Origin of the sequence: Modestobacter versicolor (genome assembly GCF_041028285.1) — a bacterium.
Taxonomy (GTDB): Bacteria; Actinomycetota; Actinomycetes; order Mycobacteriales; family Geodermatophilaceae; genus Modestobacter; species Modestobacter versicolor_A.
This window is the reverse complement of sequence record NZ_JABGDB010000006.1, coordinates 1-24,285: the sequence shown is the minus strand read 5'-3', so window position 1 is coordinate 24,285 and position 24,285 is coordinate 1. Positions and strand designations below refer to the sequence as shown.

Sequence of the window (24,285 nt, the reverse complement as noted above, 5' to 3'; positions counted from 1 at the left end):
CAGCGGAGCGCCACCGGCGCCCGACCCCGGGCGGACAGGTGGACGGCGTGACACGGTCACCGACCTCGCAGGCGGACGCCCTGCTGGTCGCCCTGTTCCGCCGGGCGCGCAGCGGGGCCGGCCCGGTGCCCGGCTGGCCGCCCGGGCTGCCGACGGAGGTGTTCGCGGCCGCGGTCGGCCACCACCGCGGGTGGCCGGTCCTCGCCGCGCTCGGCGACCTCGTCGCGGGCCTGCCCGGCGAGCTGGCCACCGAGGCCGTGCAGCGGCAGCGCCGGGCCGTGCAGCGCCGACTGGTGCAGGACGCCGACCTGGCCGACTCCGCGGTCCGGCTCGACACCGCCGGCATCCCGTGGGCGTGCGTCAAGGGCCCGGTGCTGGCCGCCCGGTACCAGCGGGTCGGGCTGCACCGCTCCGCCTCGGACCTGGACCTGCTGGTGCCCCCGGCCCGGCTGGCCGACGCCCTGCGGGCGCTCACCACGGCCGGCGGCGGGCTGCTGAGCCGGAACTTCACCCTCATGCGCGCGGAACTGCCCGGCGAGGTGGCGGTGCAGGCCGGCCGCGGCACCGTGGTCGACCTGCACTGGAGCCTGGTCAACCGGTCCCGGCGGCGCCGCTGGACGTCGGTCTCGACCGGGGAGCTGCTGGACCGCGCCCGCACGGACGACGTCGGCGGCCGCCCGCTGCGGGTGCTGCACCCGGCCGACGCCCTCGTGCACCTCTGCCTGCACGCCGGGCTGGCCGGTGGCAGCCGGCTCGGCTGGCTGCTCGACGTGGCGCTCACCGTGGAGCAGACGCCGGTCGACTGGGCCGAGGTGGTCCGGGTCGCCCGGCAGTGGCGGGTCGGCCGCGTCGTCGGCCTGGTGCTGGCCCGCAGCCGCCGGCTGCTCGGCGCGCCGGTGCCGCGCGGCGTCATCGGGTCGCTGGCCGGGCCGAGCTGGCGGGCGGCGGAGACGGTCGTCGGCAGGCGGGTGCCCGCGGCGCGCAGCGACTCCGACGGCTGGGCGGCGCGGCTGGTGGTCGGTTCCGCCGAGCACGCCAGCGTGGTGGTGCTCGGCGGCACGCGGCTCCGGCGGCGGCTCGGCGCCCGCCCGCCGGTCCGGGTCGCCGGTTCACCGCTGCAGGACCCGGGCTCGACGCTGTACCCCTCCGGGGACGTCGGCGACCTGGCCGCCTACCTCGACGCGGTGGCCCAGGAGGTGGGGTGATGCCGGGCTGGCTCGAGCTCTACGTCCGGGGCGAGCGGCTGCTCGAGGGCGGGGTGTCCGTGGTCCGCGGGGCGTGGGACGGGCTCTGGCTGGGCGTGCTCACGGAGGCCCAGCTGGCCCGGCTGGACGAGCGCTACTACGACGGGCAGGAGATGTACCGCTCCGAGGCCTGGAACCGGAGCGGCTTCCAGCCCTGGGAGGAGCAGCTGGTCGACGCCCACTTCCCAGCGGGCGGCCGGGTCGTCGTCCTCGGTGCCGGCGGCGGCCGCGAGGTGCTCGAGCTGCTGGCCCGGGGCCACGACGCCTGGGGCCACGAGCCCAACGCCGCGCTGGCGTCCGCCGGGTCGGTGCTGACCGCGGCCGACGGCCACGGCGCGCGGGTGCTGCCCAGCGCCCGCTCCGCGTGGCCGGACGACGCCGGGCGGGCCGACGCCGTCCTGCTCGGCTGGGGCTCCTACATGCTGGTCCCGACCCGGGCGCAGCGGGTGGCGCTGCTGCGGGCGGCGTCCGCGGCCACCGGCGACCGGGGGCCCGTCGCGTTCTCCTACTTCCCCATGCCCCCGGGACGCCGGCAGTTCTGGGTGACGGCGCGGGTCGCCGGCCTGCTGCGCCGGCTGCGGGGAGCGCCGCCGCCGCTGCTCGGCGACGCCCTGTCGCCCAACTTCGTGCACCACTTCACCGGCCGCCAGGTGCGCGAGGAGGTCGAGGCCGCCGGTCTGGTCCTCGTCGCGCGGGGGACCGGTGACTACGGTTGGGCGGTCGCGCGACGCGGCACCACAGCGGGAGGGCGGACGACGTGACCGAGGGTGGCGACCAGATCCGGTTCCGGCCGGGCGCGGTGTCCTGGCGCGAGGCCGACGGCGAGGTGATCGTGCTGGACCTGCGCACCTCGGACTACCTGGGCGTGAACCGGGCGGGCTCGGTGCTGTGGACCGCGATCGCCGGCGGCACCACCGAGGCGGCGCTGGTCGACGCGCTGCAGGAGGCCTTCGGTCTCGACCGGGCCCGGGCCGAGTCCGACGTCGCGGCCTTCCTCGCCGACGCCCGGTCCCGCGACGTCCTCGAGGGGTGACGGTCCCGGCGGGCCGGCCGGTCCACCTCTCGACGCTGCACGGCCCCGCCGAGTGGCGGGCCTACCGGCACGCGCCGCTCGCGCCGCGCGCCGGCCCGGCCACCCTGCGCGCCGCGTGGTGGGCGCACAAGGCGCTGCGGGCAGCGAGGCGGCGGCTCCCCGTGGACGGCCTGTCGACGGTGGTCACCCCACCGCCGCCGCTGCCCAGCGGCGCCCGCCGGGGGGTGCAGGCCGTGCTGCGGCGCACCGCGCCCACCTGCCTGGAGCGCTCGCTGGTCCTGCAGGCGTGGCTGGCCGCGCACGGTGTGCCCTGCGAGGTGGTCATCGGGGTGGCCCGGGACGACGACGGCGTCCGCGCGCACGCCTGGCTCGACATCGAGGGCGGTGACGTGCTGGCCCGGCAGTACCGCGAGATCCACCGGCTGGCGCCGCGGTGACCGGCCGCCCGGCCGCCTGGCAGCTCTCGCCGCTGGAGCTCGCGGCCGGGGTCCCGCTGGGCACCGACCCCACCCGGCGGCTGCCCCGGCCGCTGCCCGGCGCCCCGGGTGCCCGGCAGGCCTTCGAGACCGTGCTGCTGGAGGCGTTGCGCCGGCCGCCCTGCGTGGTCAGCTTCTCCGGTGGGCGGGACTCCTCCGCGGTGCTCGCGGTCGCGGTGACGGTGGCCCGGCGGGAGGGCCTGCCGCTGCCAGTCGCGGTCAGCCTCCGCTTCGCCGGGGTGCCCGCCGCCGAGGAGACCGCCTGGCAGCAGCGGGTCGTGGACCGCCTGGGGGTGCCGGACTGGGAACGCGTCGAGGTGGACACCGAGCTGGACCTCGTCGGCCCGCTGGCCCGCACCCAGTTCGACCGGCACGGCGTGCTCTGGCCGTTCAACACGATGTTCCACGCACCGATCGCGGAGCGGGCGGCCGGCGGCACGCTGGTCACCGGCTTCGGCGGCGACGAGATCATGTCGCCGGGGTGGGCCTGGGACCGGCTGAACTGGGTGCTCACCCGGCAGCGCCGCCCCCGGCCGGCCGACCTGCTGGAGCTGGCCGGTGCCGCCGGGCCCCGCCCGCTGCGGCGCCGGGTGCTCGCCCGCCGTCCCGAGCCGATGGACCCGCCCACCTGGCTGCTGCCCGCCGCCGACGCCGCCGTCCGGGACGGCTTCGCCGCGCTGCGGCTGGCCGAGCCCGTGCGGCACGACGACGCGGTGCTGCGCCACTGGTGGGCGATGCGGTACTTCTCGGTGGTCGTGCAGAGCCTGGAGCTGATGGCCGGCGGGTACGGCGCGGCGATCGTGCACCCGTTCGCCGACCCGTGCTTCCTCCGCGGCATCGCCGCCGACCGCGGCCGGGCCGGGCCGCGGCACCGGTCGCGCGAGACGATCGGGCTCTTCGCCGACGTGCTGCCGCGCGAGGTGCTCACCCGGGTCGGCAAGGCGTCGTTCAACGGCGCGTTCTGGGGCCCGGAGACGCAGGAGTTCGCCCGGACCTGGGACGGGTCGGGCGTGGACGACGGCCTGGTCGACGTCGAGGCGCTGCGCCGGGTGTGGCACTCCGCCGACCCGGACGCCCGCACCTACCCGCTGCTGCAGGCGGCCTTCGTCGACAGCGGGCGGTCACGCCGCGGGCAGTGACTCCAGCAGCCGGCGGGTGCCCTGCTCCAGCTGCGCCCAGTCGCGCGGCCGGCTCCACTGCAGCACCGGGACGCCGGCCAGCTCGAAGAACCGTGCCGGGTCCGGCGGCGGCAGCCGGAGCGCGACGTTGGTCATCAGCACCGGCAGCCGCGCGGTCGGGGGCACCCGCTGCAGCCCGGCGGTGCCCCAGGCCGGCAGCAGCCAGCCGCGCAGCGGCGCCGCGGTCGCCGGCGGCACCTCGACCCGCCACCGCTCCCGGCGGCCGACCACGCCCAGCGCCTCGCCGACGCCGAAGTGCCCGGCCGCACCGCGGCGGAGGTCGACCAGGCCCGGGCCGGGCAGCACCTGCCCGTCGGCGACGACCACCACGTCGTCGCTGAGCACCGGCACGCCGAGCAGGTGGAGCTGGGCCAGCAGCGAGCTCTTGCCCGAGTCCCGGGGGCCCAGCACGCCCCAGGCGCCGCCGTCGACCTCGAACGCACCGGCGTGCAGCGCGTCCCGGCCGGACCAGCGGGCGACCACGGAGGCGGGCAGGGCGAGGTGCGGGTGGACGACGTGCCGGTCGGGCAGCGGGGCGCCGGTGACGTACGCCAGCGAGCCGGCGGCCCGGTCCAGCAGCACGGTGCCGGCGCCGTTGGCCATCGGGTAGGCGGCGCGGTCGTCGGAGATGCCGGGGTGGGTGGGCTCCTCCTGGCCGCGGCGTTGCGCGACGTGCAGCACCGGGTCGCCCGGCGCGGTGGGCCGCAGCAGGCCGGCCGCCCCGGGGAGGCCGTCGAGGGTGATGCCGTAGCAGCCGGTCGGCACGTGCGGACCTCCCCCCGGTCGTGGTCCCGCCGACGTTCACCTAGGTGAAGTTGCCCGGTGTGCCGGCACGGCGGGCGAGCCTACTGTCCGTTCACGACGACGAGAGGAGCAACTGTGCACGAGGACTACGAAGCCCCTGCGATCACCACCATCGGGTCGCTCCACGACATGACCCTGCAGGGCAAGTACTTCGGCTCCGCGGACGGGATCATCCTCAACATCCCCGGCGGCACCTCGGTCGGGATCGGCGACGAGCCGTACGCCAACGTCTCCTGACCCACCGCTGCACCGTGCCGGCCGCCACGGCGGGCACGGTGCAGCCCCGTCAGCCGAGCAGTCCCAGCTCCGAGGCGCGCTGCACCGCCTGGGCGTGGGTGCGCACCCCGAGCTTCACGTAGATCCGCGACCGGTGGCTGTCCACCGTCCGGGCCGAGAGCCCCAGCTGCCGGGCGATCGTCTTGACCGGCTCCCCGGTCGTCATCGCCTGCAGCACCTCCCGCTCCTTGGCGGTGAGCGACTGGGCCGCCGAGCTCCGCGCGTCCCGCCACTGCTGCAGGATCAGCGTGGCCACGCCGGGGTGCAGGTGCGCCACCCCGAGCGCGGCGTCCTCGACCGCCGCCGTCAGCTGCTGGGCGGTGCACTCCTCCAGCACGAGGTGGCCACCGGCGCCGTGCAGCAGCAGCTCGGGCACCTGCTGCACCGAGGCGCGGGTGCAGACGACCACCACCCGGGTGCCGCGGGACAGCACCCCGGGCAGCAGGTCGACCAGCGGGACGCCGCCGACGTCCACCCCCGAGACGAGCACCTGCACGTCGGGGCCGAGCGCGCGCACCTGCTCGGCGTCCGCGGCGGTCGTGACGTCGGCCGAGCCGGCCAGCGCCGCGCGCAGCACCGACCGCACCAGCGCCGAGTCGCCGGCGACCAGGACCCGCAGCGCGGGGACCGTCACCGGTCACCCCGCAGCTCGAACAGCCGGCGCACCGCCGCCACCTGGGTGTCCACGCCCAGCTTGGTCATCGCCCGGCGCCGGGCGTTCTCCACCGCCTTCGTCGAGATGCCGAGCTCGACGGCGATCTCCGCGGCCGTCAGCCCACCGGCCACCGACTCGAGCACCGTCCGCTCCCGCGCCGACAGGGGTGGCCCGCCGTCGGCCCGCCCCTCCGGGGGCGCCGCCGGGACGACCGGTCCGGACGCCGCGGCGAGCACGTGGTCGCAGAGCTCCCGCGGGCGGCCGACGTCGAGGTGCTCCACGCTGACCTGCGGCACGTGCGCTGCACCCCCGGCACCGACCCACACGTCGGTGCGCCCGAAGTCGTCGGCGGCGGCCGCCCAGTCGGCGTGCACGGCCGCGACGCGCAGCCGCGGGTCGGCGTCCAGGAGGGCACCGAGCTGGTCGCGCACGAGCCGGCGCGCGTCCACCACACCGACCACGACCACCGCGGCGGAGCCGTCCTGCCCGGCCGCTGACATGGCCAGATGCTAGGACAGCGGCCCCTAGACTCCCTGCCGTGCGGCTGACCCGCGGGCTGGGCACCGCGCTGCGGACCCCCGTGCTCGCCGCCGTCGCCACCGTCTGGTCCGCCGACCGGCGCGGCACGCTCGTCGCGGTGGCCCTGCAGGTCGTGGGCGCGCTGTCCGCGCTGGGGCTGGTGCTCTCCAGCCAGCTCGCGCTCACCGCCGTCCTGTCCGAGGAGCCGGCGGCCGGGCTGGTGCTGCCGCTGCTCCTGCTGGCGCTGACGACCGCGGTCTCCGGTGCCGCCGGCGTGCTGCAGTCGCTCCAGCAGCGGCTGCTGGGGGAGAAGGTGTCCCAGCACGTCTGGCGCCGGCTGCTCGCCGCGTGCGCCGGCGTCGACCTGCTCACCTACGAGTCCACCTCCTTCCTCAACCGGCTGGAACGGGTCCGGGGCAACGCGGTCAGCCGCCCGCTGTCGGTCGTCTCGTCGCTGCTGGGGCTCGGCGGGGCGGCCATCGGAGCGGTGGCGATGGCGGTGTCGCTCTTCGCGATCGCCCCGCTGCTGGTGCCGGTGCTGGTGCTCACCGGGGTGCCGGCCGTGCTCATCTCCCGCCGGGCGAGCAGCGCCGAGTTCCGCTTCGCCCGCCGGAGCACCGCCTCCACCCAGCGCCGGGGTTACCTCAAGGCGCTGCTCAGCCACCGCGTCACCGCCGCCGAGCTGCGTGCCTTCGACGCCGCGCCCGAGCTGCTCCGCCGGCACGCCGCCGACGACGCGGCCCACCTGACGCTGCTGCGGGCGCACGTCCGGCAGCGCCAGCGGTACGCCCTCGCCGGGCTGGCCACCTCGGCGGTCGGCCTGGCGCTGGCCCTGCTGGTGATCGTCTGGCTCGCGGCGACCGACCGGATCGGCCTGCCCGAGGCGGGTGCCGCGGCCATCGCGGCCCGGCTGCTCGGCGGGCAGCTCACCACCGTCTTCCGCACGGTCGGCCAGCTGGTCGAGTCCGCCCCGTTCCTCGCGGACCTGGCCTCCTTCCTCGACGAGCACCCGCCGGTGCAGCACCCGGGCAGCCGGCAGCGGCTCGAGCAGGGGCTCCAGGTGCGCGACCTCTCGTTCAGCTACCCGGGGCAGGACCGCCCCGCGCTGCAGGGGGTCTCGCTCGACGTCCCCCGCGGGCGGGTGGTGGCCCTGGTGGGGGAGAACGGCAGCGGGAAGACCACGCTGGCCAAGGTCATCGCCGGGCTCTACCGGCCGGCCGCCGGCGACGTCCGGTGGGACGGCCGCGCGCTGCCGATGGACGACCTCCGGGCCAGCACCAGCGTGCTGTTCCAGGACTTCCTGCGCTACCAGATGTCGGTCGTCGACAACGTCGCGATCTCCGACAGCGGGCGGCCCGCGGACGTCGGCCGGGTGCAGGACACCGTCCGGCGGGTCGGGCTCGGCGACGCGGTCGCCCGCCTGCCGCAGCAGCAGGACACCGTGCTCGGCGTCGAGCTCGAGGAGGGGTCGGACCTCTCCGGGGGGCAATGGCAGCGGATCGCGCTGGCCCGCGCGCTGTACCGGGACGCCGACCTGGTGGTGCTGGACGAGCCGAGCGCGGCGCTGGACCCGCGCGCCGAGCACGAGCTGTTCCGCGACGTCCGCGGGGTGCTGGACGGGCGGTCGGCGGTGCTGATCTCGCACCGCTACTCCAGCGTGCGGCTGGCCGACTCCATCCACGTCCTGCACGAGGGCCGGGTGGTCGAGTCCGGGACGCACGAGGAGCTGCTCGCGGCGGGTGGCCGGTACGCCGAGCTCTACGACCTGCAGGCCGAGGCCTACGTCGACTGACGGCGCCGCCGCAGCCACCAGACCGAGGTGCAGCCCACCGCCGCGCCGAGGCCGTTGGCCAGCACGTCGTCCAGGGTCGACGTCCGGCCGGGCAGTGCGCTCTGCACCGCCTCGACCGCCGCGGAGCCGGCCAGGCAGCCGAGCCACACCACGGCCGGGGAGAACCGGGGCAGCGCCACGCAGAGCAGCGCGCCGAGGGGCACGAACAGCACGACGTTCGCCCCGCGCTCGACGGCGGCGGCGGTGCGCAGGCGGGGCAGCTCGACGACGCTGCGGAGGGCGTCGACGACGGCGAAGAGCAGGGTCTCCGGCAGCGGCCCGAGGGTCAGCGCCGCGGCGGCGACGAGGTAGCCGACCAGCAGGGTCCGCGCGGCCGTCCGGTGCACGCCCACGACGCTACGGGGAGCGGCGGGCCGGGACCGGTGGACGCACGGTGCCCGGCCGAACGCAGGCCGTACCCGCGGTCGGGCGTGTCGTGGCAACGGTTGCACGGATGATCATGCGCAGGTCAACCTGGGGGTCACGCTGCAGCGACGAAGGGGCCGGACGGTGACGTGGTGGGGCTGGGTGCTGGTCGCCTGGACGGCGGTCGCGCTGCCTGCTGCGATCTGGCTGGGGGTCGCCGTGCAGCTCAGCGAGCGCCGGGACGTCGCCCGGCGCCGGCGGATCGACGAGGAGTTCGAGCGGATGCTGCGGCCGCTGCTCGAGGAGGACGCCGGGCGGCCCGAGCGCCGGGTGGACGTGCCCGGCGACGACCGCCGGGGCACCGCCTGACCGCAGGCGACCCCCGGCGCAGCCCGGCCGCCCTGCCGACCGTCAGGATGGGGCTCCCCAGCTGACGGGAGCCCGCACATGACACCGGCCGACCACGAGATCGCGTGGTCCCTCGCGGCCGCCGCGGGGGAGCTCCTGCTGCAGGTCCGGCAGCGCGACTTCCCCGACGCCGCCGCCCGCAAGGCCGCCGGCGACGCCGAGGCGCACCGCTTCCTGGTCGACCGGCTGGCCGCCCTGTGCCCGGACGACGCGGTGCTGTCCGAGGAGGGCGCGGACGACCCGGTGCGGCTGACCGCCGGCCGGGTCTGGATCGTCGACCCGCTGGACGGGACCCGGGAGTTCTCCGAGCTCGACCGCGCCGACTGGGCCGTGCACGTGGCCCTCTGGGAGCGGGGTGAGCTCGCCGCCGGCGCGGTCGCGCTGCCGGCCGAGGGCGCCACGCTGGGCAGCGGCGACGTCCCGGCTGCGCCGAGCCGCGCCGACGGCCCGATGCGGCTCGCGGTCAGCCGGAGCCGCCCCCCGGCCCTGGTCGCCGACGTCGCCGCGCAGCTGGGCGCCGAGCTGGTGCCGATGGGCTCGGCCGGGGTCAAGGCGATGTCCGTCGTCCGCGGGACGACCGACGCCTACGTGCACGGCGGCGGGCAGTACGAGTGGGACTCCGCCGCACCCGTCGCCATCGCCCGCGCGGCGGGCCTGCACGCCAGCCGGCTCGACGGCTCGCCGCTGCGCTACAACCAGCCCGACCCGTACCTGCCCGACCTGCTCGTCTGCCGGCCGGAGCTCGCCGCCCGGCTGCTGGACACCCTCGCCGGGGTGGTCCCCGGCCGCTGAGCCCCTCAAGGAGGGGCGCCGGGCTGCCGATGGTCGCCTCATGCCGTGGTGGGGTTGGGTCGTAGTCGGGTGGACGGCGGTCTCCGTCGTCCTCGCGGTCGTCGTGGGCAAGGCGCTGCGGATCGCCGAGCACCGCTCCCGGGCGCGCACCGACTGGGTGCTGGACGGGCTGCCGCCCGCCGCCGTCCGCGCGCCCCGCCGCCGGCTCCCGGTGCCGCCGCTCGCGGTCGCCCTCATCGGCGCCGGGGTCACGCTGGAGGCCGCCGGCCTCGGAGCGCGGCTGGCCGGCACCGACGAGGGCCCGCTCCGGCTGCTGTCCATGGACGCCCCCCTGTCGCTGCCCCGGATGACCGTCGCCGCCGTCCTGGCCGTCGCCGCCCTCGGCGCCTTCGTGGGTGCGGCCCGCAGCACCGACCGCCGTCCGTGGTGGCTGGGGGTCGGCGTGCTCGTCGCCCTCGTCGCCCAGGTCAAGGCCGGCGGGTCGGTGCACGTGCGGGCGCTGGAGACCACCGGCCTCGCCAGCCGCCCCGTCCTCGCCGTCGCGGTCAGCGCCGCGGTGGCCGGGACCGCGCTCGTGGTCCTGTGGCGGCTCAGCGCGGGCGAACGGCGGGACCGTCGCCGCGTGCTGACGGCCCTCGCCCTGTACGCCGGCGCGGCCGTCGTGCTCTCCGGCGTCTCGACCGCCGTCTGGCAGGTCTCCGGCGCGTCCCCGCTCTTCGCCTTCGCCACCTTCGTGGAGGAGAGCGGTGAGGTCGTCGGCGCCACCGCCGTGCTCACCGCCGTGCTCGTCGGCGTGGCACCGCGGCTGGTCCTGCCGGCCGCCTGGCTGCTCCGCCGCCAGGCGGACGCCGAGACGGTCGACGCCCCCGGCACCCTGCCGGTGCGGCCCGGGTACCTGCCGCACTGACCCCTCGCGTCAGTGGTGCCGGCGCCCGCTGGTGGCCAGGTTGATGCCCAGCCCGATCATGCCCAGCACCCAGAACGACACGATGCCGACGTCCCCGCGGTGGATGCCGTGGTTCGCGGACAGGCTGACCACGACCGGTCCCTCGCGGATGTAGTCACCGGAGAGCAGCAGCAGCGCGAACCCCGTCATCACCATCGCGGTGAGCAGGGCCCCCAGCCAGCGCAGCATCCGGGCACGGTAGCGAGCGGAGCTGTGGGTTCCCCGAGTGGGTGATGACGGCTGGTGCTGGGCTCGTCACGGGGTCATGATCGACCGCATGGCATCCTCCCGGAGTGCTGCCGCCGCCGCGCTGGCAGTCGTCCTGCTCCTGGCCGGCTGCGGCGCCGGGCAGGAGCCGCAGGTCGACGTCAGCGTCGCGCCGCCGCCGGGCTGCGCCACCTCCGGCATGGCGGTGACCGCCCCGGCCGCCGGCGCCGCCGTGGCCGCCGGCCCGCTGCTGGTCGCCGGCAGCACCCCCGCGGCGAGCAGCACCGTCTACTGGTCGGTCCGGGACGGCGCGGGCCTCGAGGTCTCCTCGGGCTCCACCGCCGGCACCGGCAACAGCTTCCTGGCCCCCGTCGACCTGGCCGCGGGGCCGTACACCGCCCAGCTCTGGTCGGTGGCCAGCGACGGCTCGTGCGCCGTCACCGGCACCGCCCTCCAGGTCGACCCGGCCGGGGCGCCCCGCTGGTCGGCGGCGGTGGCCGGCGAGGGCGTGCCCGACGGCTCCTTCGGCAGCTGGCGCGGCTCCCCGGTGCCGATGGCCGGCACCTGGGCCGACAGCACCGACGGCCAGACCGCGCTCTGGCCGCTGACCGGGGAGTACGCCTCCTGGACCGGTGACCTGGAGATCGCGATCGGCGCCATCGACTCGGGCGCGGGGGAGAGCTGGGCAGCCGCGGCGCAGGGCGCCTACGACGCGCGGTGGACCGAGTCGCTGCAGCAGGCCGCGCGGCTGTGGTCCGGGCACAGCGGCACCCTCTACATCCGCTTCGCCCACGAGTTCAACGGCGACTGGTACCCGTGGTCGGTGACGCAGGCCTCGGTGGGCGACTTCGTGACGTCGTGGCAGCGCTTCCGGGCCCTGCAGCAGCAGCTGTTCCCCGCCTCCCGGCTGGTGTTCTCCCCGAACTGGGAGAGCGACGCGGACTTCGGCGGCGACTGGCGGGCGGCGTTCCCCGGCGCCGGCCAGGTCGACGTGCTGTCGACCAGCTACTACAACAACTGGTCCTACGTGGACACCGCCCAGGCGTTCGGGCAGCTGGCGCTGACCTACGACCCGTTTGGCGGGCCGCGCGGGCTGCAGCGGCACCTGGAGTTCGCCCGCAGCGTGGGGCTGCCCTTCGGCATCAGCGAGTGGGGCGCGGAGAGCGGCTTCGGCGACTCCGCGGTCTACGTGGAGCAGATGTACGGCTTCTTCAACGCGAACGCCGGCACCGGCGGCGGGCAGCTGCAGTACGAGATCCTGTTCAACGAGCTGATGGACAGCAGGTCGTTCAGCCTCTTCCCGACCACGTCCCTGCCGAACACCGCGGCGGCCTACGCCCGGCTCTGGTGAGCCCGGGCCGGCGGCGCCGGACAGCGGGGGGTCACCCGATCGAGTGAGGCCGGCGGCTCAGGGGCCGGGCCCGGTCTGCCGATCAGGGGAGGGAAGCCCCCGACCCGCTTGGACGTGCTGTGCCCAGACCGCGCCCCGCCGCGCACCCCCGCCGCTCCGCCCTCGCCGTGCTGCTCACGGTGCTGGCGCTGTCGGCGTGCTCGGCACCGGCCGTCGTCGCAGACGCCGGACCCGCCGTCCCGGCGGTGGTGGCCGGTGCGCCGGCGGACGGCGGTGCGCGGCCCGACGTCCCGGGGCCGGGCAGCCCGGCAGCTCCCGCCGGGTCCCCGGCCGGCAGCACGACCAGCACCGCACCGGCCGCCGGCGATCCCGTCGCAGGCGACCCGACCACGACCTCCGCGGCCGACCCGTCCGGTCCGGCCGACCCCGCCAGCCCGGCCGCTCCCGCCGGTGCGGCACCGGCAGCGGACCCGGCCACCGACCCGCCCCCGCCCGTCGCCGACGGCGCGGTCTGGTGCCCCTACGTCGCGCTCGCCGTCACCGCCCCGCAGGACGGCGGCTCCGTGCCGGCGGGCCGGACGACGGTCACCGGCACCAGCGGCGACCTGCAGGGGCGCAAGCTGACCTGGACGGTGACCGGCGCGACCGGCACCACCACCGGGACGGCGACCCGCACCAGCGCCGGCACCTTCAGCTTCCCGGTCGACCTGACCGCGGGGACCGCCCGGGTCACCGTCGCCGTGCAGGCCCCGGTGCCCCCCGCCGCGACGTCCTGGCTCACCTGCCGCCAGGTCAGCACCGAGCTGACCGTCCGGGCCGCGACCTGGGCCTCGGGCGCGGCGGGCGACGGGGTGGCCGACGGCCGGTTCGCCACCTGGCGCGGCTCGCCGGTGCCCGTCGCCGGCACCTGGGTCGACGACAACGTGTCGCAGGTGGAGCTCTGGACCATCCAGCCCAAGGCGGAGTTCGGGCGGTGGACCGGTGACCTGGACATCGCCATCGGCGCCATCGGCGAGGGCGAGACCTGGGCCGACGCCGCCCGCGGCGCCTACGACGCACGCTGGACCCGGTCGCTGCAGGAGATGGCCCGGCTCTGGGCCGGCCACCCCGGGACGCTCTACGTCCGCTTCGCCCACGAGTTCAACGGCGACTGGTACCCGTGGCAGGTCACCGCCGCGACCGCCGCGGACTTCCGGGCCTCCTGGGTGCGGTTCCGGGCGCTCCAGCAGCGCTGGTTTCCGTCGTCCCAGTTGGTGTTCTGCCCCAACTCCGACACCCAGGGCGCCAACGGCCTGGACTGGCGGACGGCGTTCCCCGGTGCCGGACACGTCGACGTCGTCGCGGTCGACTACTACAACATGTGGCCGTGGGTGGGCACCGCCGCCGAGTTCCAGAAGGCGGCGCTGGCCTACGACCGCTGGGGCGCCCCGCGGGGCATCCAGCGGCACCTCGAGTTCGCCCGCAGCGTGGGGCTGCCGTTCGCGGTGAGCGAGTGGGGCAACAACGCCGACTTCGGTGACTCCCCGGCGTTCATGGAGCAGATGCACGCCTTCTTCGCCGCCAACGCCGGCACCGGCCCGGGGCAGCTGCGCTACGAGGTGCTGTTCAACGAGGTCTGGCCCGGCAGCAACCCCTACGCGCTCACCCCGACGGCGACCGCGCCGCTGGCCGCGGCGGCCTACCGCCAGCTCTTCTGAGGGAGTCGCCCTCGCCCCGCGGTGCCCCGCCGCCGTAGTCTCCGCCGTCCGGCATCGAGTGGAAGAGGAGGTCCGGTGCACGCTCTGCTGGCTCAGCACGAGGAGACCGCACGCGCGAGCCTCGAGCCCGCCGTGCTCGGCTACTACGCCGCCGGGTCGGGCCAGGAGGTGACGGCCGGCGAGGCTGAGGCGGCCTGGCTGGAGTACCGGCTGCGCCCCCGGGTGCTGCACGACGTCTCCACCGTCGACCTCACCACCGAGCTGCTCGGCGCCCGCGCCGCGTCGCCGTTCGTCGTCGCGCCGATGGCCTTCCACGCGCTGGCCCACCCGGACGGCGAGTGCGCGACCTTCGCCGGTGCCGGGGCGGCCGGGGCGCTGGGGGTGCTGTCGACCCGGTCCTCCCGCCGGATCGAGGACGTCGCCGCCGCGGCGACCGGGCCGTGGTGGTTCCAGGCCTACGGGATGCGCGACCGGGAGCTGACCCTCGCGCTGGTGCGCCGGGCCGCCGCCGCGGGCGCCGGCGCGGTGGTGCTCACCGTGGACACCCCGTACGTGGGCCGCAAGGGCCGGGTCGACGGTGTGCGGATCTCCGTGCCCGACGACCAGTACCTGGTGAACCTGGCCCAGCACCTGGTGCCCGGCTCGATCGCCCGGGAGGCCGCCGAGCAGGACCCGTCGATGACCACCGACGTGATCGCCGAGCTGGCCGAGGCCTCCGGGCTGCCGGTGCTGGTCAAGGGCGTGCTGCGCGGTGACGAGGCGCTGCGTTGCGTCGAGGCCGGTGCTGCGGGCGTCATCGTGTCCAACCACGGCGGCCGGCAGCTCGACCGGGCGGTGCCCAGCGCGCTGGCCCTCCCCGAGGTGGTGGCCGCGGTCGGCGGGCGCGTGCCGGTGCTGGTCGACGGCGGGATCCGGGGTGGCACCGACGCCCTGGTCGCGCTGGCGCTGGGTGCCGACGCCGTGCTCGTGGGCCGGCCGCTGCTCTGGGCGCTGGCCGCAGGCGGTGCGGAGGCGGTGACCGCGGCGCTGGAGGCGCTGGCCGCCGACCTGGCGCACGTGCTGGCCGTTGCCGGCGCCACCCGCCCGGCCGAGCTCGACCCGTCGATGGTGCTGCACCTCGGCGCCCGGACCGGCCTGCTCCGCTGAGCCCCCGGCCGGGCTCCGCGCGCCACCCGGAGGGGGTGGACCCCCTCCCGGGGTGCGTCGCGGCCACGGGTTCGGTGGCAGGCTGACCTGCGGCCCGGGAGTCGACCGCCTCGGCCGGAGACACCCAGGTCACCGAACCGGAGGAGGCACCCGTGCCGTCGGCCCCGAGCGCTGACCGGTCCCGCCAGCTGGGCACCGGCGCGGCCGACGTGCCCGCGTACGCCGACCCGGGCTACGTCGCCTCGCTGGCCGACGTCGGCCGGCCCGTGCACCTGCCCGGCAGCGGGGGCTGGCTGCTCAGCCGGTCCGTCCCGGACACCGACCGGCGCGACCTCAGCGGGCCGTACCCGCTGTTCAGCTGCGCCGACTGGAGCCTGCTGGCCGACGACCTCGCGACCCCGGACGACGACCCGCTCAGCGTGGTGGCCGTCGCCGACCCGCTCGGCTCATGGCGGCCGGCGGACCTGCAGGCCGCGTTCCCCGACCACCTCGTCCTGTTCAAGCGGCACCAGGTGCGCGAGCTGTCCCGGCCGGCGCCGCTGCCGTCCCACCACCGCCGTCAGCTGGGTCGCGCGGCACGCGCCGTCGAGGTGGAGGTGTGCGCCGACCCGCTGGACCACCTCGACGACTGGGTGGCCCTCTACGACTTCCTGGTCGCCCGCCGCCGGCTGACCGGGATCAGCGCGTTCTCCCGGGACAGCTTCAGCAAGCAGCTCGCCGTCCCGCGGATGCTGGCCGTCCGTGCCGAGCGGGACGGCGCCACGGTCGGCATGGCCCTGTGGCTGGTCGGCGGGGACACCGCGTACTACCACCTGGGCGCGTCGACCGCCGCGGGCTACGAGGCGAGCGCCTCCTACGCGATCTTCGCAGCCGCCTTCGAGCACCTCCGCGAGCTCGGCGTCGACCGGGTGGACCTGGGCGGCAGCGCCGGCGCGGCCCACCGCGACGACGGCCTGTTCCGGTTCAAGAGCGGGTGGGCGAACGCCGAGCTGCCCGCCTGGCTGGGCGGCCGGGTCGTCGACCGGCCCGGCTACGAGGCGCTGGCCGGCGACGGTGCGCCCGGCTGGTTCCCGGCGTACCGGGCGCCGGCGGCCCCGGCCGAGGTCCCGCCGCCGTCCGTCGAGGACGAGGTGGGCTGACCGTGGCGGCAGGCACTCCCGGGGACGACGTGCGGGTCAGCGTGCTCATCACCAGCTACGACCACGAGGCGTTCATCGGCCAGGCCATCGAGGGCGTGCTCGAGCAGCGCGGGGTCGGGCCGATCGAGCTGGTCGTGGGCGACGACTGCTCGTCGGACGGCACCCGGGCGGTGATCGAGGGGTACGCCCGCCGGCACCCCGGCCGGGTCGTGCCGTTCTTCCCCGAGCGCAACATGGGCGGGGGCGGCAAGGCGCTGTACGCGGAGCTGGTGCGCCGCTCGCGCGGCCGCTTCATCGCCGGCATGGACGGCGACGACTACTGGACCTCACCGGACAAGCTGGCCACCCAGCTCGACCACCTGGACCGCACCCCCGGGTGCACGATGGTCTTCCACAACGCCGTCCGGCGCACCGACGACGGCAGCGTGCCGGACGCCCTCTACAACCCGCCGGACCAGGCCCGCACCATCCCCTACGCGGACTGGTTCGAGCAGAACCCGGTGGCCTCGTGCACGCCGGTCTTCCGCCGCGAGGTGCTCGACCCGCTGCCGCCCTGGTACCTCGAGCTGCCGTGGGGCGACCTGCCGCTCTACCTCCTCGCCGCCGCGGAGGGCGAGGTCCACTACCTCCCCGACGTCATGGGCGTCTACCGCCTGCACGGCGGCGGCATGTTCTCCGGGCTGTCCGCGCTGCGGCAGGAGACGCTGGACGTCGAGTTCTTCCGCGGTCTGTCCGGGGTCGTCCCGCCGCAGCACGACCGGTACCGGAGGCGCCGGCTCGCCGTGGCCGAGGCGCGGCTGGCCCACCAGCTCGCGCTGACCGGGGACCACCAGGCCGCCGCCGACCACCTGGCGGAGAGCTTCCGGACCTGGCCGCTGGACGTGCCCCGGCTGCGGCCCGGGCGGGGGGAGCTGCGGCGGGTCGCGCTGTGGCTGGACCTGCACACGCGCTCGCGGGGTCGCTGGTCGCGGGACGGCGGGGCCGCCCGGTGACCGGCGTCCGGCAGGAACTGGTGCCGCTCGCCGACCGGGAGCGGTGGGAGCGGGAGCTCGCCGCCGTCCCGCACGCCTTCGCGCACACCTGGGGCAGCTGCCGCGCCATGCAGCTGACCACCGGCTGGCCGACGTCGCTCTACGTCTGGCAGGACGGCCCGTCGCGGGCGGTCTGCGCCGTCGCCGAGCGGGGCGAGGCGGGCCGGGTGGACGTGGTCACCCCCTACGGGTTCGGCGGCTTCACCGGGGTCGGCGTCGGGCCGGCGCTGCTCGACTCCTGGGTGCGGTTCGCCGCCGACCAGGGGTGGGTCTGCGGCTATGTCGGCCTGAACCCGGAGCTGGCGCCGGACGTCGTCCGGAGCTCGCCCGACCACGCCGAGCACAACGACGTCTACGTGCTGGAGCTGGACCGCGGCCTGGACGCCCTGCACGCGGCGCTGTCGACCAACCGGCGGCGGCAGCTGCGGGCGTTCGCGGCCGCCGGTAAGCCCGTCGTCGAGGACCAGGACCGGCTGGCCGGGTACTTCCTCGCCCACGTCGACGCGTTCCTGGAGGCCAGCGGGGCGACCGCGGCCTACGCGTTCCGCCCGGAGACCTGGACCGCCCTGCTCGAGCTCGACGACACCTTCCTCGTCGGCGTCGACGGCGCCGACGGCGACCCGGTCGCCGCCTGCCTGTTCGCGACCACCCCGCACTACGCCGAGTACCTCTTCGGCATCTCGGGCCCCGACGGCCGGCACTACTCCGCGCCGCTCATCTGGGCCGCGGCCGCCCGCCTGGCCGAGCGGGGCGTCCCGCGGCTCAACCTGGGCGGCGGGGTGCGGCGGGGCGACGGCATCGCCGAGTTCAAGGAGCGCTTCGGGGCCACCCGGCTCCCGCTCGGTGCGCTGAAGCAGGTGTACCGGCCGGCCGAGTACGCGGCGCTGGCCCGGGAGGTCGGCGCCGACCCCGACGACCGCGCCGGCTACTTCCCGGCGTACCGCCGGCCGGGCGCCCGGACGCCGTCCGGGCCGAGAACCTGATCACTGGGAGAACCGTGTTCACCAAGTCCGCGGCGTTCTACGACGCCCTCTACCACTTCGTCGACTACCCGGCGGCGGTCGCGCAGCTCGACGAGCTGGTCCAGCGGCACGTGCCCGGGGCGGCGACCCTGCTGGACGTCGGCTGCGGCACCGGCCGGCACCTGCAGGAGTTCCAGCGGTCCTACGACGTGGTCGGCCTCGACCTCGACGGCCAGCTGCTCGAGGTCGCCCGGCAGCGGTGCCCGGGCGTGCCGTTCCACGAGGCGAGCATGGTCGACTTCGAGCTGGAGCGGCGCTTCGACGTCGTCACCTGCCTGTTCAGCGCGATCGGCTACGTGCAGACCGTCGAGGACATGCGCCGCTCCGTCGCCACCATGGCCCGGCACCTGAACCCCGGCGGCCTGCTGGTCGTCGAGCCGTGGTTCGAGCCCGACCGGTACTGGACCGACACGGTGACGGCCAACCACGCCGACCAGCCCGACCTGAAGATCTGCTGGATGTACACCAGCAAGCGGGAGGGCGACGTCTCGGTCCTGGACATCCACTACCTGGTCGGGACGCCGGAGCGGGTCGAGCACCTGGTGGAGGAGCACCGCATCGGGCTGTTCACCCGGGAGCAGATGACGGCGGCCATGACCGACGTCGGACTGAGCGTCGAGCACGACCCGGTGAGCCCCTTCAACCGGGGTCTGTACGTCGGGCGGGCACCGTCGAACGCCTAGCGCCCGAGGGCCCCGCCACTCCGCGCCCGCTGCGGGTCCTCTTCGTCAACGAGGCGCTCGGCGGCCACCGGACCGTGCACGCCGCCCTGCGGACGCACCTCGCCGGGCGGACCGACGTGCAGGCCGAGTTCTTCGACGCCCCCGACCCCGGGTTCCTCGGCCGGGTCGCACGCCTGCCGGTCCCCGTCCTGGGCCGGCTGGACGCGGACCTGCAGCCCCTCCGTGCCCAGCTCGTCCGCTCCGCCGCGGTGCACCGGTGGCTCCGGCGGCGGCTGCGCCGGGGGGACGTCGACGTCGTGCACGTCTACACCCAGCACAGCGTGCTGCTCAGCAGCGGCGTCCTCCGCGGGGTGCCCACGGTGGTGAGCACCGACTCGACGACGGAGGCCAACGCCTACCGCCTCCCGTACCGGCTGCCCACCCGGTGGACCCCGGCCGCGGTGCGGGTCGCCCTGCCCTTCGAGCGCCGGGTCCTCCGTGCGGCGGACCGGGTGGTCGCCACGAGCGGGTGGACCGCCGACATGCTCCGGGCGACCGGTGCGGTGGAGCCCGACCGGCTCGTCGTCCTCCCGTTCGGCGTCGACCTGCCACCCCCGCCGGACGAGCGCCCCGAGCGTCGGCCGACCATCGTGTTCGTGGGCCACCAGATGGAGCGGAAGGGCGGCAACCACCTGGTGGCGCTGCACCAGCGGCACCTGCGCGACGCGTGCGACCTCGTCCTCGTCACGACGGCGGACGTCGACCCGGCGCCCGGGGTCCGCGTGGTGCGCGACCTGCGCAGCGGTGACGGCCGGCTGTGGGACGTGCTCGCCGACGCGGACGTCTTCTGCTTCCCCAGCACGATGGACCAGGTGCCCAACGCCGTGCTCGAGGCCGCGGCGGCCGGGCTCCCGGTCGTGGCCCACCCGGTGGCCGCCGTCCCCGAGCTGGTCGTCGACGGCGTCACCGGCCTCCTCGTGCCGCCGGGGGACGACGACGCGCTGCTGGCCGCGCTGCGCTCGCTGACCGGTGACCGGGAGCGGCGGCTGGAGATGGGCCGCCGCGGGCGTGCCCACGTCGAGGCCCGCTACGACATGGCCAGGACGGCGGACGAGCTGGTCGACCTGCTCACCCTGGTGGGCACGGACGGACGTCGCAGGAGCCGGTCGTGACCTCCGCCGAGCAGGACGTCGCGGCGGCCCGGAACTCGATGGCGCTGGTGCTCAGCCGGGTCGTCGTCGCAGGGCTCGCCTGGGGCGGCAGCGTCATCGTGGCCCGTGCGCTCAGCTCCGAGGAGTGGGGGCAGTTCTCCTTCGTCTTCGGACTGCTGGGGCTCATGGCGGTGGTGACCGACCTGGGCATCGGGCGGGTGGTCCTGGGCCGGCTGATGCAGGACCGGGCGGACACCCCGGACGTCGCGAGCAGCTACATCGCGCTGCGGACGGTCCTCGGCCTCCTCGGCTACCTGATCGCCATCGCGGTCGTGTTCCTGGGTGGCTACCCGGGCGAGGTGGTCGCGGCCACCGCGGTGGCCGGCCTGGTCGTCGTGCTGGCCACGCCGGGCAACGCGCTCACGGTGCTGCTGCAGAGCAGGCTGCGCCTGACGGTCTCCGCCCTCGCCGAGGCCGTCGCCCAGGTGGTGCAGCTCGCCGCGACGGTGGCGGCGGCGTTGTTCGCGCCGTTCCTGCTGGTCTTCCTCCTCCCGGCGGTGCTCCGGGAGGTGGTGCTCCTCCTGCTGAAGCTCCGGGCGGTGCGGCGCGGCGCAGCCGGGCCGCCGCCGTCCGGGGTGGTGCACGCCTGGCGCTGGCGGGCGATGCTGGTCGACGCCGTCCCGCTGACCATCGGCCTGGGCCTGTTCACGCTGATGTCCCGGGTCGACCTCCTGGTGCTCAGCAAGCTGGACACCTTCGAGTCGATCGGGCTGTACAGCATCGGTGTCCGCTTCGCCGACGCGCTGGGGCTCGTGGGCTGGGCCCTGCTGGCGCCGACGCTCACGATCCTCGTCGGCGCCTGGCCCGACGACCTCGACCGGTTCCGGGACCGGGTGCGGCACGTGATCGGCCTGGTGACGCTCGTGGGCAGCCTGGCGGTCGTCGGCTTCTGGGCCGTCGCCGACCCGCTCGTGGTGTTCCTCTTCGGCGCACGGTTCGTCGCCGCGACCGATGCGGCGCAGCTGCTGGTCCTCGGCGCCGCCATCGCCATGCTGACGCTGCTCGGGCTCAACGTCCTGATGGCGATGGGCCGGCACCGGGCCTACGTGGCGGTGGCGGTTCTCGGGCTCGTCCTGACCGTCGTGCTGACCCTCGTGCTCGTGCCGATCGCCTCCTTCGAGGGCGCGGCGGTGGCCGGCGTGCTCACCGACGTCCTGCTCTGCGCGGCGATGTGGGCCGTGGTGGCCTCGGGACCGGTCCGCGGCCTCGTGCCCTGGCGGACCGTGGGCACGATGGCCGTCGTCGTGGCCTCCTGCGTGGCGCTGGACGAGCTGGCCGCCGACCGGTTGCCCTGGCTGGTCCTGGCCGTCGCGACGACCGTGCTGGTGCTCCTCGCCGGTGCGCTGCTCCGGCTCCCCGGGGCGGAACTGCTCCGCCGCCGCCCGTCCCGGGCCCGGCACTGAGGTGCGGCCACGATGCCCGAGGTGACCCCCGGCCGGCGCAGCGAGCTGCGCACCACCCTGCTCTTCTTCGCCGCAGCCGCCCTGGTGGCCCTGAGCCCGTTGCTCTACCTCTCGCTCGTGGCCCGGACGCTCGGGGCCGCCGGCTTCTCCGACCTCGCCATCGGGCAGTCCGTCGGCGCTGCGGCGGCGGTCGTGGTCGGGCTGGGCTGGGCCTTCACCGGTCCGGTGGCCGTGGCCGGGGCGTCCGCGGCCGAGCGCCCCCGCATCCTGGCACGTGCCCTCGCCACCCAGGTGTGGGTCGCAGCGGCGCTCACCGTGCCCGCGGTGGCCCTGGTGTGGGCCCTGGCGGGCACGTACCCGGTGGGTGCGGCGCTCGGCGCGGTGGCGACCATGCTGATCGGGGTCACCCCGATCTGGTACTTCATCGGACTCGGCCGCGGCACCTGGAACGTCGTCTTCGACGCCCTGCCCAAGGTCGCGTCCGCGCTCGTCGGTGGCGTCCTCGTGGTGGTGACCGAGCAACTGTGGCCGTTGCCGCTGTGCCAGGCCGCGGCCTCGGCGGTCTCCTACGTGCTCCTCGTGCGCCGGGCGGGGGTCACCGGCCTGCGCGCGGCCCTCGCCCCCCGGGAGGTGCGGGCCGTCCTCCGGGACCAGACGTCGTTCTCCGTCGCCCAGGTCGCGTCCACGGTGTACCTCAACCTGCCGGTGACCATCCTGGCGGCGACGGGCGCCGCGGGCGTGGCCACCTTCGCCGCAGCGGACCGCGTGATGCGCCTGGCCGTGGCCGGCTCGCTGCCCGTCACCCAGAGCTTCCAGTCCTGGGTCGCCCGGGGGGCGGGCGACCTGCGGCGGATCAGGACCAGCCTGGTCGCGCACACCGCGCTCGGCCTGGCCGGGGGCGTCGTCCTGGTGTCGGCCCTCCCCTGGCTGCAGTCCCTCCTCTTCGACGACCGCGTCCGGATCGGTACCCCGGTCGTGCTGCTCTTCGCGGGGGTCTTCCTGGTCGGCATGCTGACCCGCGCGATCGGCGTGGTGGCGCTGCCCGCGCTCGGCGACCGGTCGGCGGTCAGGGTGAGCGCCTGCGTCGGCGCCCTCGTCGCCGTCCCGGCGATGGTCGTCCTGGGCCGCGAGCACGGTGCGGCCGGCGGCGCGGCGGGCGTCCTGCTCGCCGAGGTGACGGTCCTGGCGGTCCAGGCCGTCGCCCTGCTCCGTCGCACGGCGGCCGCCCGGAGGAGCGGTCCGGCGGTCAGCCAGGTGCCGTGACGGAGGCCCGGGGGTCGACCCGAGCGCCTCGGATGACCCGCACCGTGCCCGCCGGCCCGTACCGCCGGACCAGCCGGTGCAGGTTCAGGCACACGTCGAGGAACGCCTCGACCGAGGAGTAGTGCTTGGCGACGTACTGGGCCCGACCCCGCAGCCGCTGCGACCCCCGCCACTCACCGGGCACCTCGCCTGAGCCCTGCTCGTGGAGGTGGACCGCCGACACGTCCGCGCACCGGGCCACCCGTGCGCCGGCGGCGCGGAGCCGGGTCACCAGGTCGTCCTCCTCGGCGTAGAGGAAGAACGACGTGTCGAAGCCGCCGGTGCGCTCGAAGACCGCACGCCGGAACACCACCAGGGAACCGTTGAGCACCTCCGTCTCCCGGCACGTGCCGAAGGTCTGCAGCGTCTTCCAGCGGAACGGTCGCCGCCAGTACGGCGTGGTGGCCCGGTAGGGGTAGTCCTGCTCACGGCCCTCGCCGTCCAGGAGCCGGGGGCCGAGCGCGTCGACCGCGCAGTCGCGGGCCCGGTCGACGAGGGCCCGCAGCGTGTCGGCGTCGACCACGACGTCGGGGTTCAGCACCGCCAGCCAGGGTGCCGAGCCGAGCGCGGCGCCGACGTTGGCGCTGGTCCCGTACCCCTGGTTGGTCTGCCGGACGACCCGCACACCCGCAGCCGCGAACCGCTCGAGGTAGGTGGTGGACCGGCTGCCGGAGTCCACGACGACGAGGGTCAGGTCGGGGTGGCCGGTCAACGGGGCCAAGCACGCCGCGAGCACGTCGCCGGAGTCGTGCGTCACGACGACGACGTCGAGCAGGGGGGACTCGGTCACGCACCGGCCCCGCGGGTGTCGGGAGCCCCCGCGCGGCCGCCCGGCCCAGGCTGGGCAGGGGGGGCCGGACGGCGGCGGCGGCGGAGCAGCATCAGGCACTCGGCCGCCAGCACGAGGACGACCAGCGCGATGGTCACCGCCGTCCCCACCGGCTTCGGGGCGATGGGCTCCTCCGCGGCCACCGCGGGGCCGAGTGCCTGGAGGGTGGCCGCGGCCTCGTCGTCGCGGGCGTCGGTGATCTGCTGGAGGACCGCGTCCAGGTCCGCCTGCAGCCCCGACCGGCCGGTGCCGCCCGCGGGCAGGGCGGCGAGCCGGTCCTCGATGTCCGCGGCCTGCTCCTGGAGGGGGCGGACGACGGCGGTCACGGTCCGCCGCTGCTGCGCGGCCAGCCGTCGGTCGAGCACGACCACGAGCTCGTCGGCGACGCGTGCCGCAGCGTCCCGGGACGGGCCGAGCACGCGGACCAGCAGTTCGCCGGAGTCGGGGTCGCGCGCGACGCTCGTCCGGTCGGTCGCGTCGCCCGTGCTCCAGTCGACACCCGCCTCGTCGACGACGTCGTCGAGGACGCCTGCGGTCATGGCCACGGCGCCCTCGGTCCACTCCGTCCGGATCGCCGCGTCCGCGGCGCTCCCGGCCGGGGCCCCGGTGTCCACGTACGCGGTCAGCGTCGCCTCGTAGACAGGGGCCTGGGCGTTGGAGACGACGTAGGTGGCACCGCCGGCGACCAGCGCGAGGAGGAGCGCCAGGAGCAGGCGCGGCCGCAACCGGCGGAGGTGCTCGAGGACGTCCACCGCGA

27 protein-coding genes are annotated in these 24,285 nt (G+C 76.4%); 20 read left to right on the top strand and 7 right to left on the bottom strand.

Annotation, left to right across the window (positions count from 1 at the left end):
* Window positions 1–47 precede the first annotated feature (47 nt).
* From HL054_RS17750 to HL054_RS17730, 5 genes are read left to right on the top strand one after another with little or no spacing between them, the layout of a single operon-like run.
* Window positions 48–1,205 (top strand): nucleotidyltransferase family protein, encoded by a 1,158-nt coding sequence (locus tag HL054_RS17750; protein WP_369140381.1) that lies wholly within the window; start codon window positions 48–50, stop codon window positions 1,203–1,205.
* On the top strand, window positions 1,205–2,005 hold the full coding sequence (locus tag HL054_RS17745; protein ID WP_369140380.1) for a hypothetical protein: 801 nt from the start codon (window positions 1,205–1,207) through the stop codon (window positions 2,003–2,005). Before HL054_RS17750 ends, HL054_RS17745 begins: the two co-directional genes overlap by 1 nt.
* Window positions 2,002–2,277: a PqqD family protein gene (locus HL054_RS17740; protein ID WP_369140379.1), complete on the top strand. Its 276-nt coding sequence runs from the start codon at window positions 2,002–2,004 to the stop codon at window positions 2,275–2,277. Before HL054_RS17745 ends, HL054_RS17740 begins: the two co-directional genes overlap by 4 nt.
* Window positions 2,274–2,714: a lasso peptide biosynthesis B2 protein gene (locus tag HL054_RS17735; protein ID WP_369140378.1), complete on the top strand. Its 441-nt coding sequence runs from the start codon at window positions 2,274–2,276 to the stop codon at window positions 2,712–2,714. Before HL054_RS17740 ends, HL054_RS17735 begins: the two co-directional genes overlap by 4 nt.
* A complete protein-coding gene (locus HL054_RS17730) occupies window positions 2,711–3,892 on the top strand; it encodes an asparagine synthase-related protein (protein WP_369140377.1) in 1,182 nt (393 codons plus the stop codon). Before HL054_RS17735 ends, HL054_RS17730 begins: the two co-directional genes overlap by 4 nt.
* Here HL054_RS17730 and HL054_RS17725 read toward each other — a convergent pair.
* Window positions 3,875–4,696 carry a hypothetical protein gene (locus tag HL054_RS17725; RefSeq protein ID WP_369140376.1) on the bottom strand — a complete coding sequence of 274 codons (822 nt, stop codon included), beginning with the start codon at window positions 4,694–4,696 and terminating at the stop codon, window positions 3,875–3,877. The genes HL054_RS17730 and HL054_RS17725 overlap by 18 nt on opposite strands.
* Window positions 4,697–4,810: 114 nt before the next feature.
* On the opposite strand from HL054_RS17725, the gene HL054_RS17720 reads away from it, so the two are divergent.
* Window positions 4,811–4,972: a hypothetical protein gene (locus tag HL054_RS17720; RefSeq protein WP_369140375.1), complete on the top strand. Its 162-nt coding sequence runs from the start codon at window positions 4,811–4,813 to the stop codon at window positions 4,970–4,972.
* 49 nt (window positions 4,973–5,021) lie between these two features.
* Here the strand turns inward: HL054_RS17720 and HL054_RS17715 are convergent, their stop codons facing one another.
* Window positions 5,022–5,645, bottom strand: coding sequence for a response regulator transcription factor (locus tag HL054_RS17715; RefSeq protein ID WP_369140374.1), 624 nt, complete (start codon window positions 5,643–5,645; stop codon window positions 5,022–5,024).
* Entirely contained in the window at window positions 5,642–6,166 is a 525-nt protein-coding gene (locus HL054_RS17710) for a helix-turn-helix transcriptional regulator (protein WP_369140373.1), read from the bottom strand. The genes HL054_RS17715 and HL054_RS17710 overlap by 4 nt, the downstream gene beginning before the upstream one ends.
* Window positions 6,167–6,204: 38 nt before the next feature.
* Between HL054_RS17710 and HL054_RS17705 the strand changes: the two genes are divergently transcribed.
* Window positions 6,205–7,977: an ABC transporter ATP-binding protein gene (locus HL054_RS17705; RefSeq protein WP_369140372.1), complete on the top strand. Its 1,773-nt coding sequence runs from the start codon at window positions 6,205–6,207 to the stop codon at window positions 7,975–7,977.
* Here the strand turns inward: HL054_RS17705 and HL054_RS17700 are convergent.
* Window positions 7,965–8,363, bottom strand: coding sequence for a VanZ family protein (locus HL054_RS17700; RefSeq protein ID WP_369140371.1), 399 nt, complete (start codon window positions 8,361–8,363; stop codon window positions 7,965–7,967). The genes HL054_RS17705 and HL054_RS17700 overlap by 13 nt on opposite strands.
* 163 nt (window positions 8,364–8,526) lie before the next feature.
* On the opposite strand from HL054_RS17700, the gene HL054_RS17695 reads away from it, so the two are divergent.
* From HL054_RS17695 to HL054_RS17685, 3 genes are all read left to right on the top strand, one after another.
* Window positions 8,527–8,751 carry a hypothetical protein gene (locus HL054_RS17695; protein WP_369140370.1) on the top strand — a complete coding sequence of 75 codons (225 nt, stop codon included), beginning with the start codon at window positions 8,527–8,529 and terminating at the stop codon, window positions 8,749–8,751.
* A 78-nt stretch (window positions 8,752–8,829) separates the two neighbouring features.
* Window positions 8,830–9,582: a 3'(2'),5'-bisphosphate nucleotidase CysQ gene (locus tag HL054_RS17690; protein ID WP_369140369.1), complete on the top strand. Its 753-nt coding sequence runs from the start codon at window positions 8,830–8,832 to the stop codon at window positions 9,580–9,582.
* A 40-nt stretch (window positions 9,583–9,622) separates the two neighbouring features.
* On the top strand, window positions 9,623–10,489 hold the full coding sequence (locus HL054_RS17685; RefSeq protein WP_369140368.1) for a hypothetical protein: 867 nt from the start codon (window positions 9,623–9,625) through the stop codon (window positions 10,487–10,489).
* A gap of 9 nt (window positions 10,490–10,498) precedes the next feature.
* Here HL054_RS17685 and HL054_RS17680 read toward each other — a convergent pair whose 3' ends face one another.
* Complete coding sequence (locus HL054_RS17680) at window positions 10,499–10,717, bottom strand: hypothetical protein (RefSeq protein ID WP_369140367.1); 219 nt, start codon at window positions 10,715–10,717, stop codon at window positions 10,499–10,501.
* 88 nt (window positions 10,718–10,805) lie between these two features.
* Here HL054_RS17680 and HL054_RS17675 point away from each other — a divergent pair, with 88 nt between their 5' ends.
* The 10 genes from HL054_RS17675 to HL054_RS17630 all read left to right on the top strand — a co-directional run bounded on the left by HL054_RS17675 (window position 10,806) and on the right by HL054_RS17630 (window position 22,660).
* On the top strand, window positions 10,806–12,086 hold the full coding sequence (locus tag HL054_RS17675) for a hypothetical protein (protein ID WP_369140366.1): 1,281 nt from the start codon (window positions 10,806–10,808) through the stop codon (window positions 12,084–12,086).
* Window positions 12,087–12,205: 119 nt separating this feature from the next.
* Complete coding sequence (locus HL054_RS17670; protein WP_369140365.1) at window positions 12,206–13,783, top strand: hypothetical protein; 1,578 nt, start codon at window positions 12,206–12,208, stop codon at window positions 13,781–13,783.
* A gap of 75 nt (window positions 13,784–13,858) precedes the next feature.
* Window positions 13,859–14,929: an alpha-hydroxy acid oxidase gene (locus HL054_RS17665; RefSeq protein WP_369140364.1), complete on the top strand. Its 1,071-nt coding sequence runs from the start codon at window positions 13,859–13,861 to the stop codon at window positions 14,927–14,929.
* A gap of 152 nt (window positions 14,930–15,081) precedes the next feature.
* The gene (locus tag HL054_RS17660; protein WP_369140363.1) at window positions 15,082–16,068 is read left to right on the top strand and encodes a GNAT family N-acetyltransferase; all 987 of its coding nucleotides are present in this window, start codon (window positions 15,082–15,084) and stop codon (window positions 16,066–16,068) included.
* Between the two features lie 2 nt (window positions 16,069–16,070).
* On the top strand, window positions 16,071–17,060 hold the full coding sequence (locus tag HL054_RS17655; RefSeq protein ID WP_369140362.1) for a glycosyltransferase: 990 nt from the start codon (window positions 16,071–16,073) through the stop codon (window positions 17,058–17,060).
* The gene (locus tag HL054_RS17650; RefSeq protein WP_369140360.1) at window positions 16,997–18,082 is read left to right on the top strand and encodes a GNAT family N-acetyltransferase; all 1,086 of its coding nucleotides are present in this window, start codon (window positions 16,997–16,999) and stop codon (window positions 18,080–18,082) included. The genes HL054_RS17655 and HL054_RS17650 overlap by 64 nt, the downstream gene beginning before the upstream one ends.
* 14 nt (window positions 18,083–18,096) lie before the next feature.
* The gene (locus tag HL054_RS17645; protein WP_369140359.1) at window positions 18,097–18,804 is read left to right on the top strand and encodes a class I SAM-dependent methyltransferase; all 708 of its coding nucleotides are present in this window, start codon (window positions 18,097–18,099) and stop codon (window positions 18,802–18,804) included.
* A 29-nt stretch (window positions 18,805–18,833) separates the two neighbouring features.
* Window positions 18,834–19,955 carry a glycosyltransferase family 4 protein gene (locus HL054_RS17640; RefSeq protein ID WP_440347954.1) on the top strand — a complete coding sequence of 374 codons (1,122 nt, stop codon included), beginning with the start codon at window positions 18,834–18,836 and terminating at the stop codon, window positions 19,953–19,955.
* Window positions 19,952–21,397: an oligosaccharide flippase family protein gene (locus tag HL054_RS17635; protein WP_369140357.1), complete on the top strand. Its 1,446-nt coding sequence runs from the start codon at window positions 19,952–19,954 to the stop codon at window positions 21,395–21,397. Before HL054_RS17640 ends, HL054_RS17635 begins: the two co-directional genes overlap by 4 nt.
* A gap of 12 nt (window positions 21,398–21,409) precedes the next feature.
* Window positions 21,410–22,660: an oligosaccharide flippase family protein gene (locus HL054_RS17630; RefSeq protein ID WP_369140356.1), complete on the top strand. Its 1,251-nt coding sequence runs from the start codon at window positions 21,410–21,412 to the stop codon at window positions 22,658–22,660.
* On the opposite strand, the gene HL054_RS17625 is transcribed toward HL054_RS17630, so the two are convergent.
* Together HL054_RS17625 and HL054_RS17620 are read right to left on the bottom strand one after the other, a co-directional pair.
* Complete coding sequence (locus tag HL054_RS17625) at window positions 22,644–23,489, bottom strand: glycosyltransferase family 2 protein (protein WP_369140355.1); 846 nt, start codon at window positions 23,487–23,489, stop codon at window positions 22,644–22,646. The genes HL054_RS17630 and HL054_RS17625 overlap by 17 nt on opposite strands.
* A partial coding sequence (locus HL054_RS17620) for a hypothetical protein (RefSeq protein WP_369140354.1) occupies window positions 23,486–24,285 on the bottom strand: 800 nt, incomplete at its 5' end. The genes HL054_RS17625 and HL054_RS17620, both read right to left, overlap by 4 nt.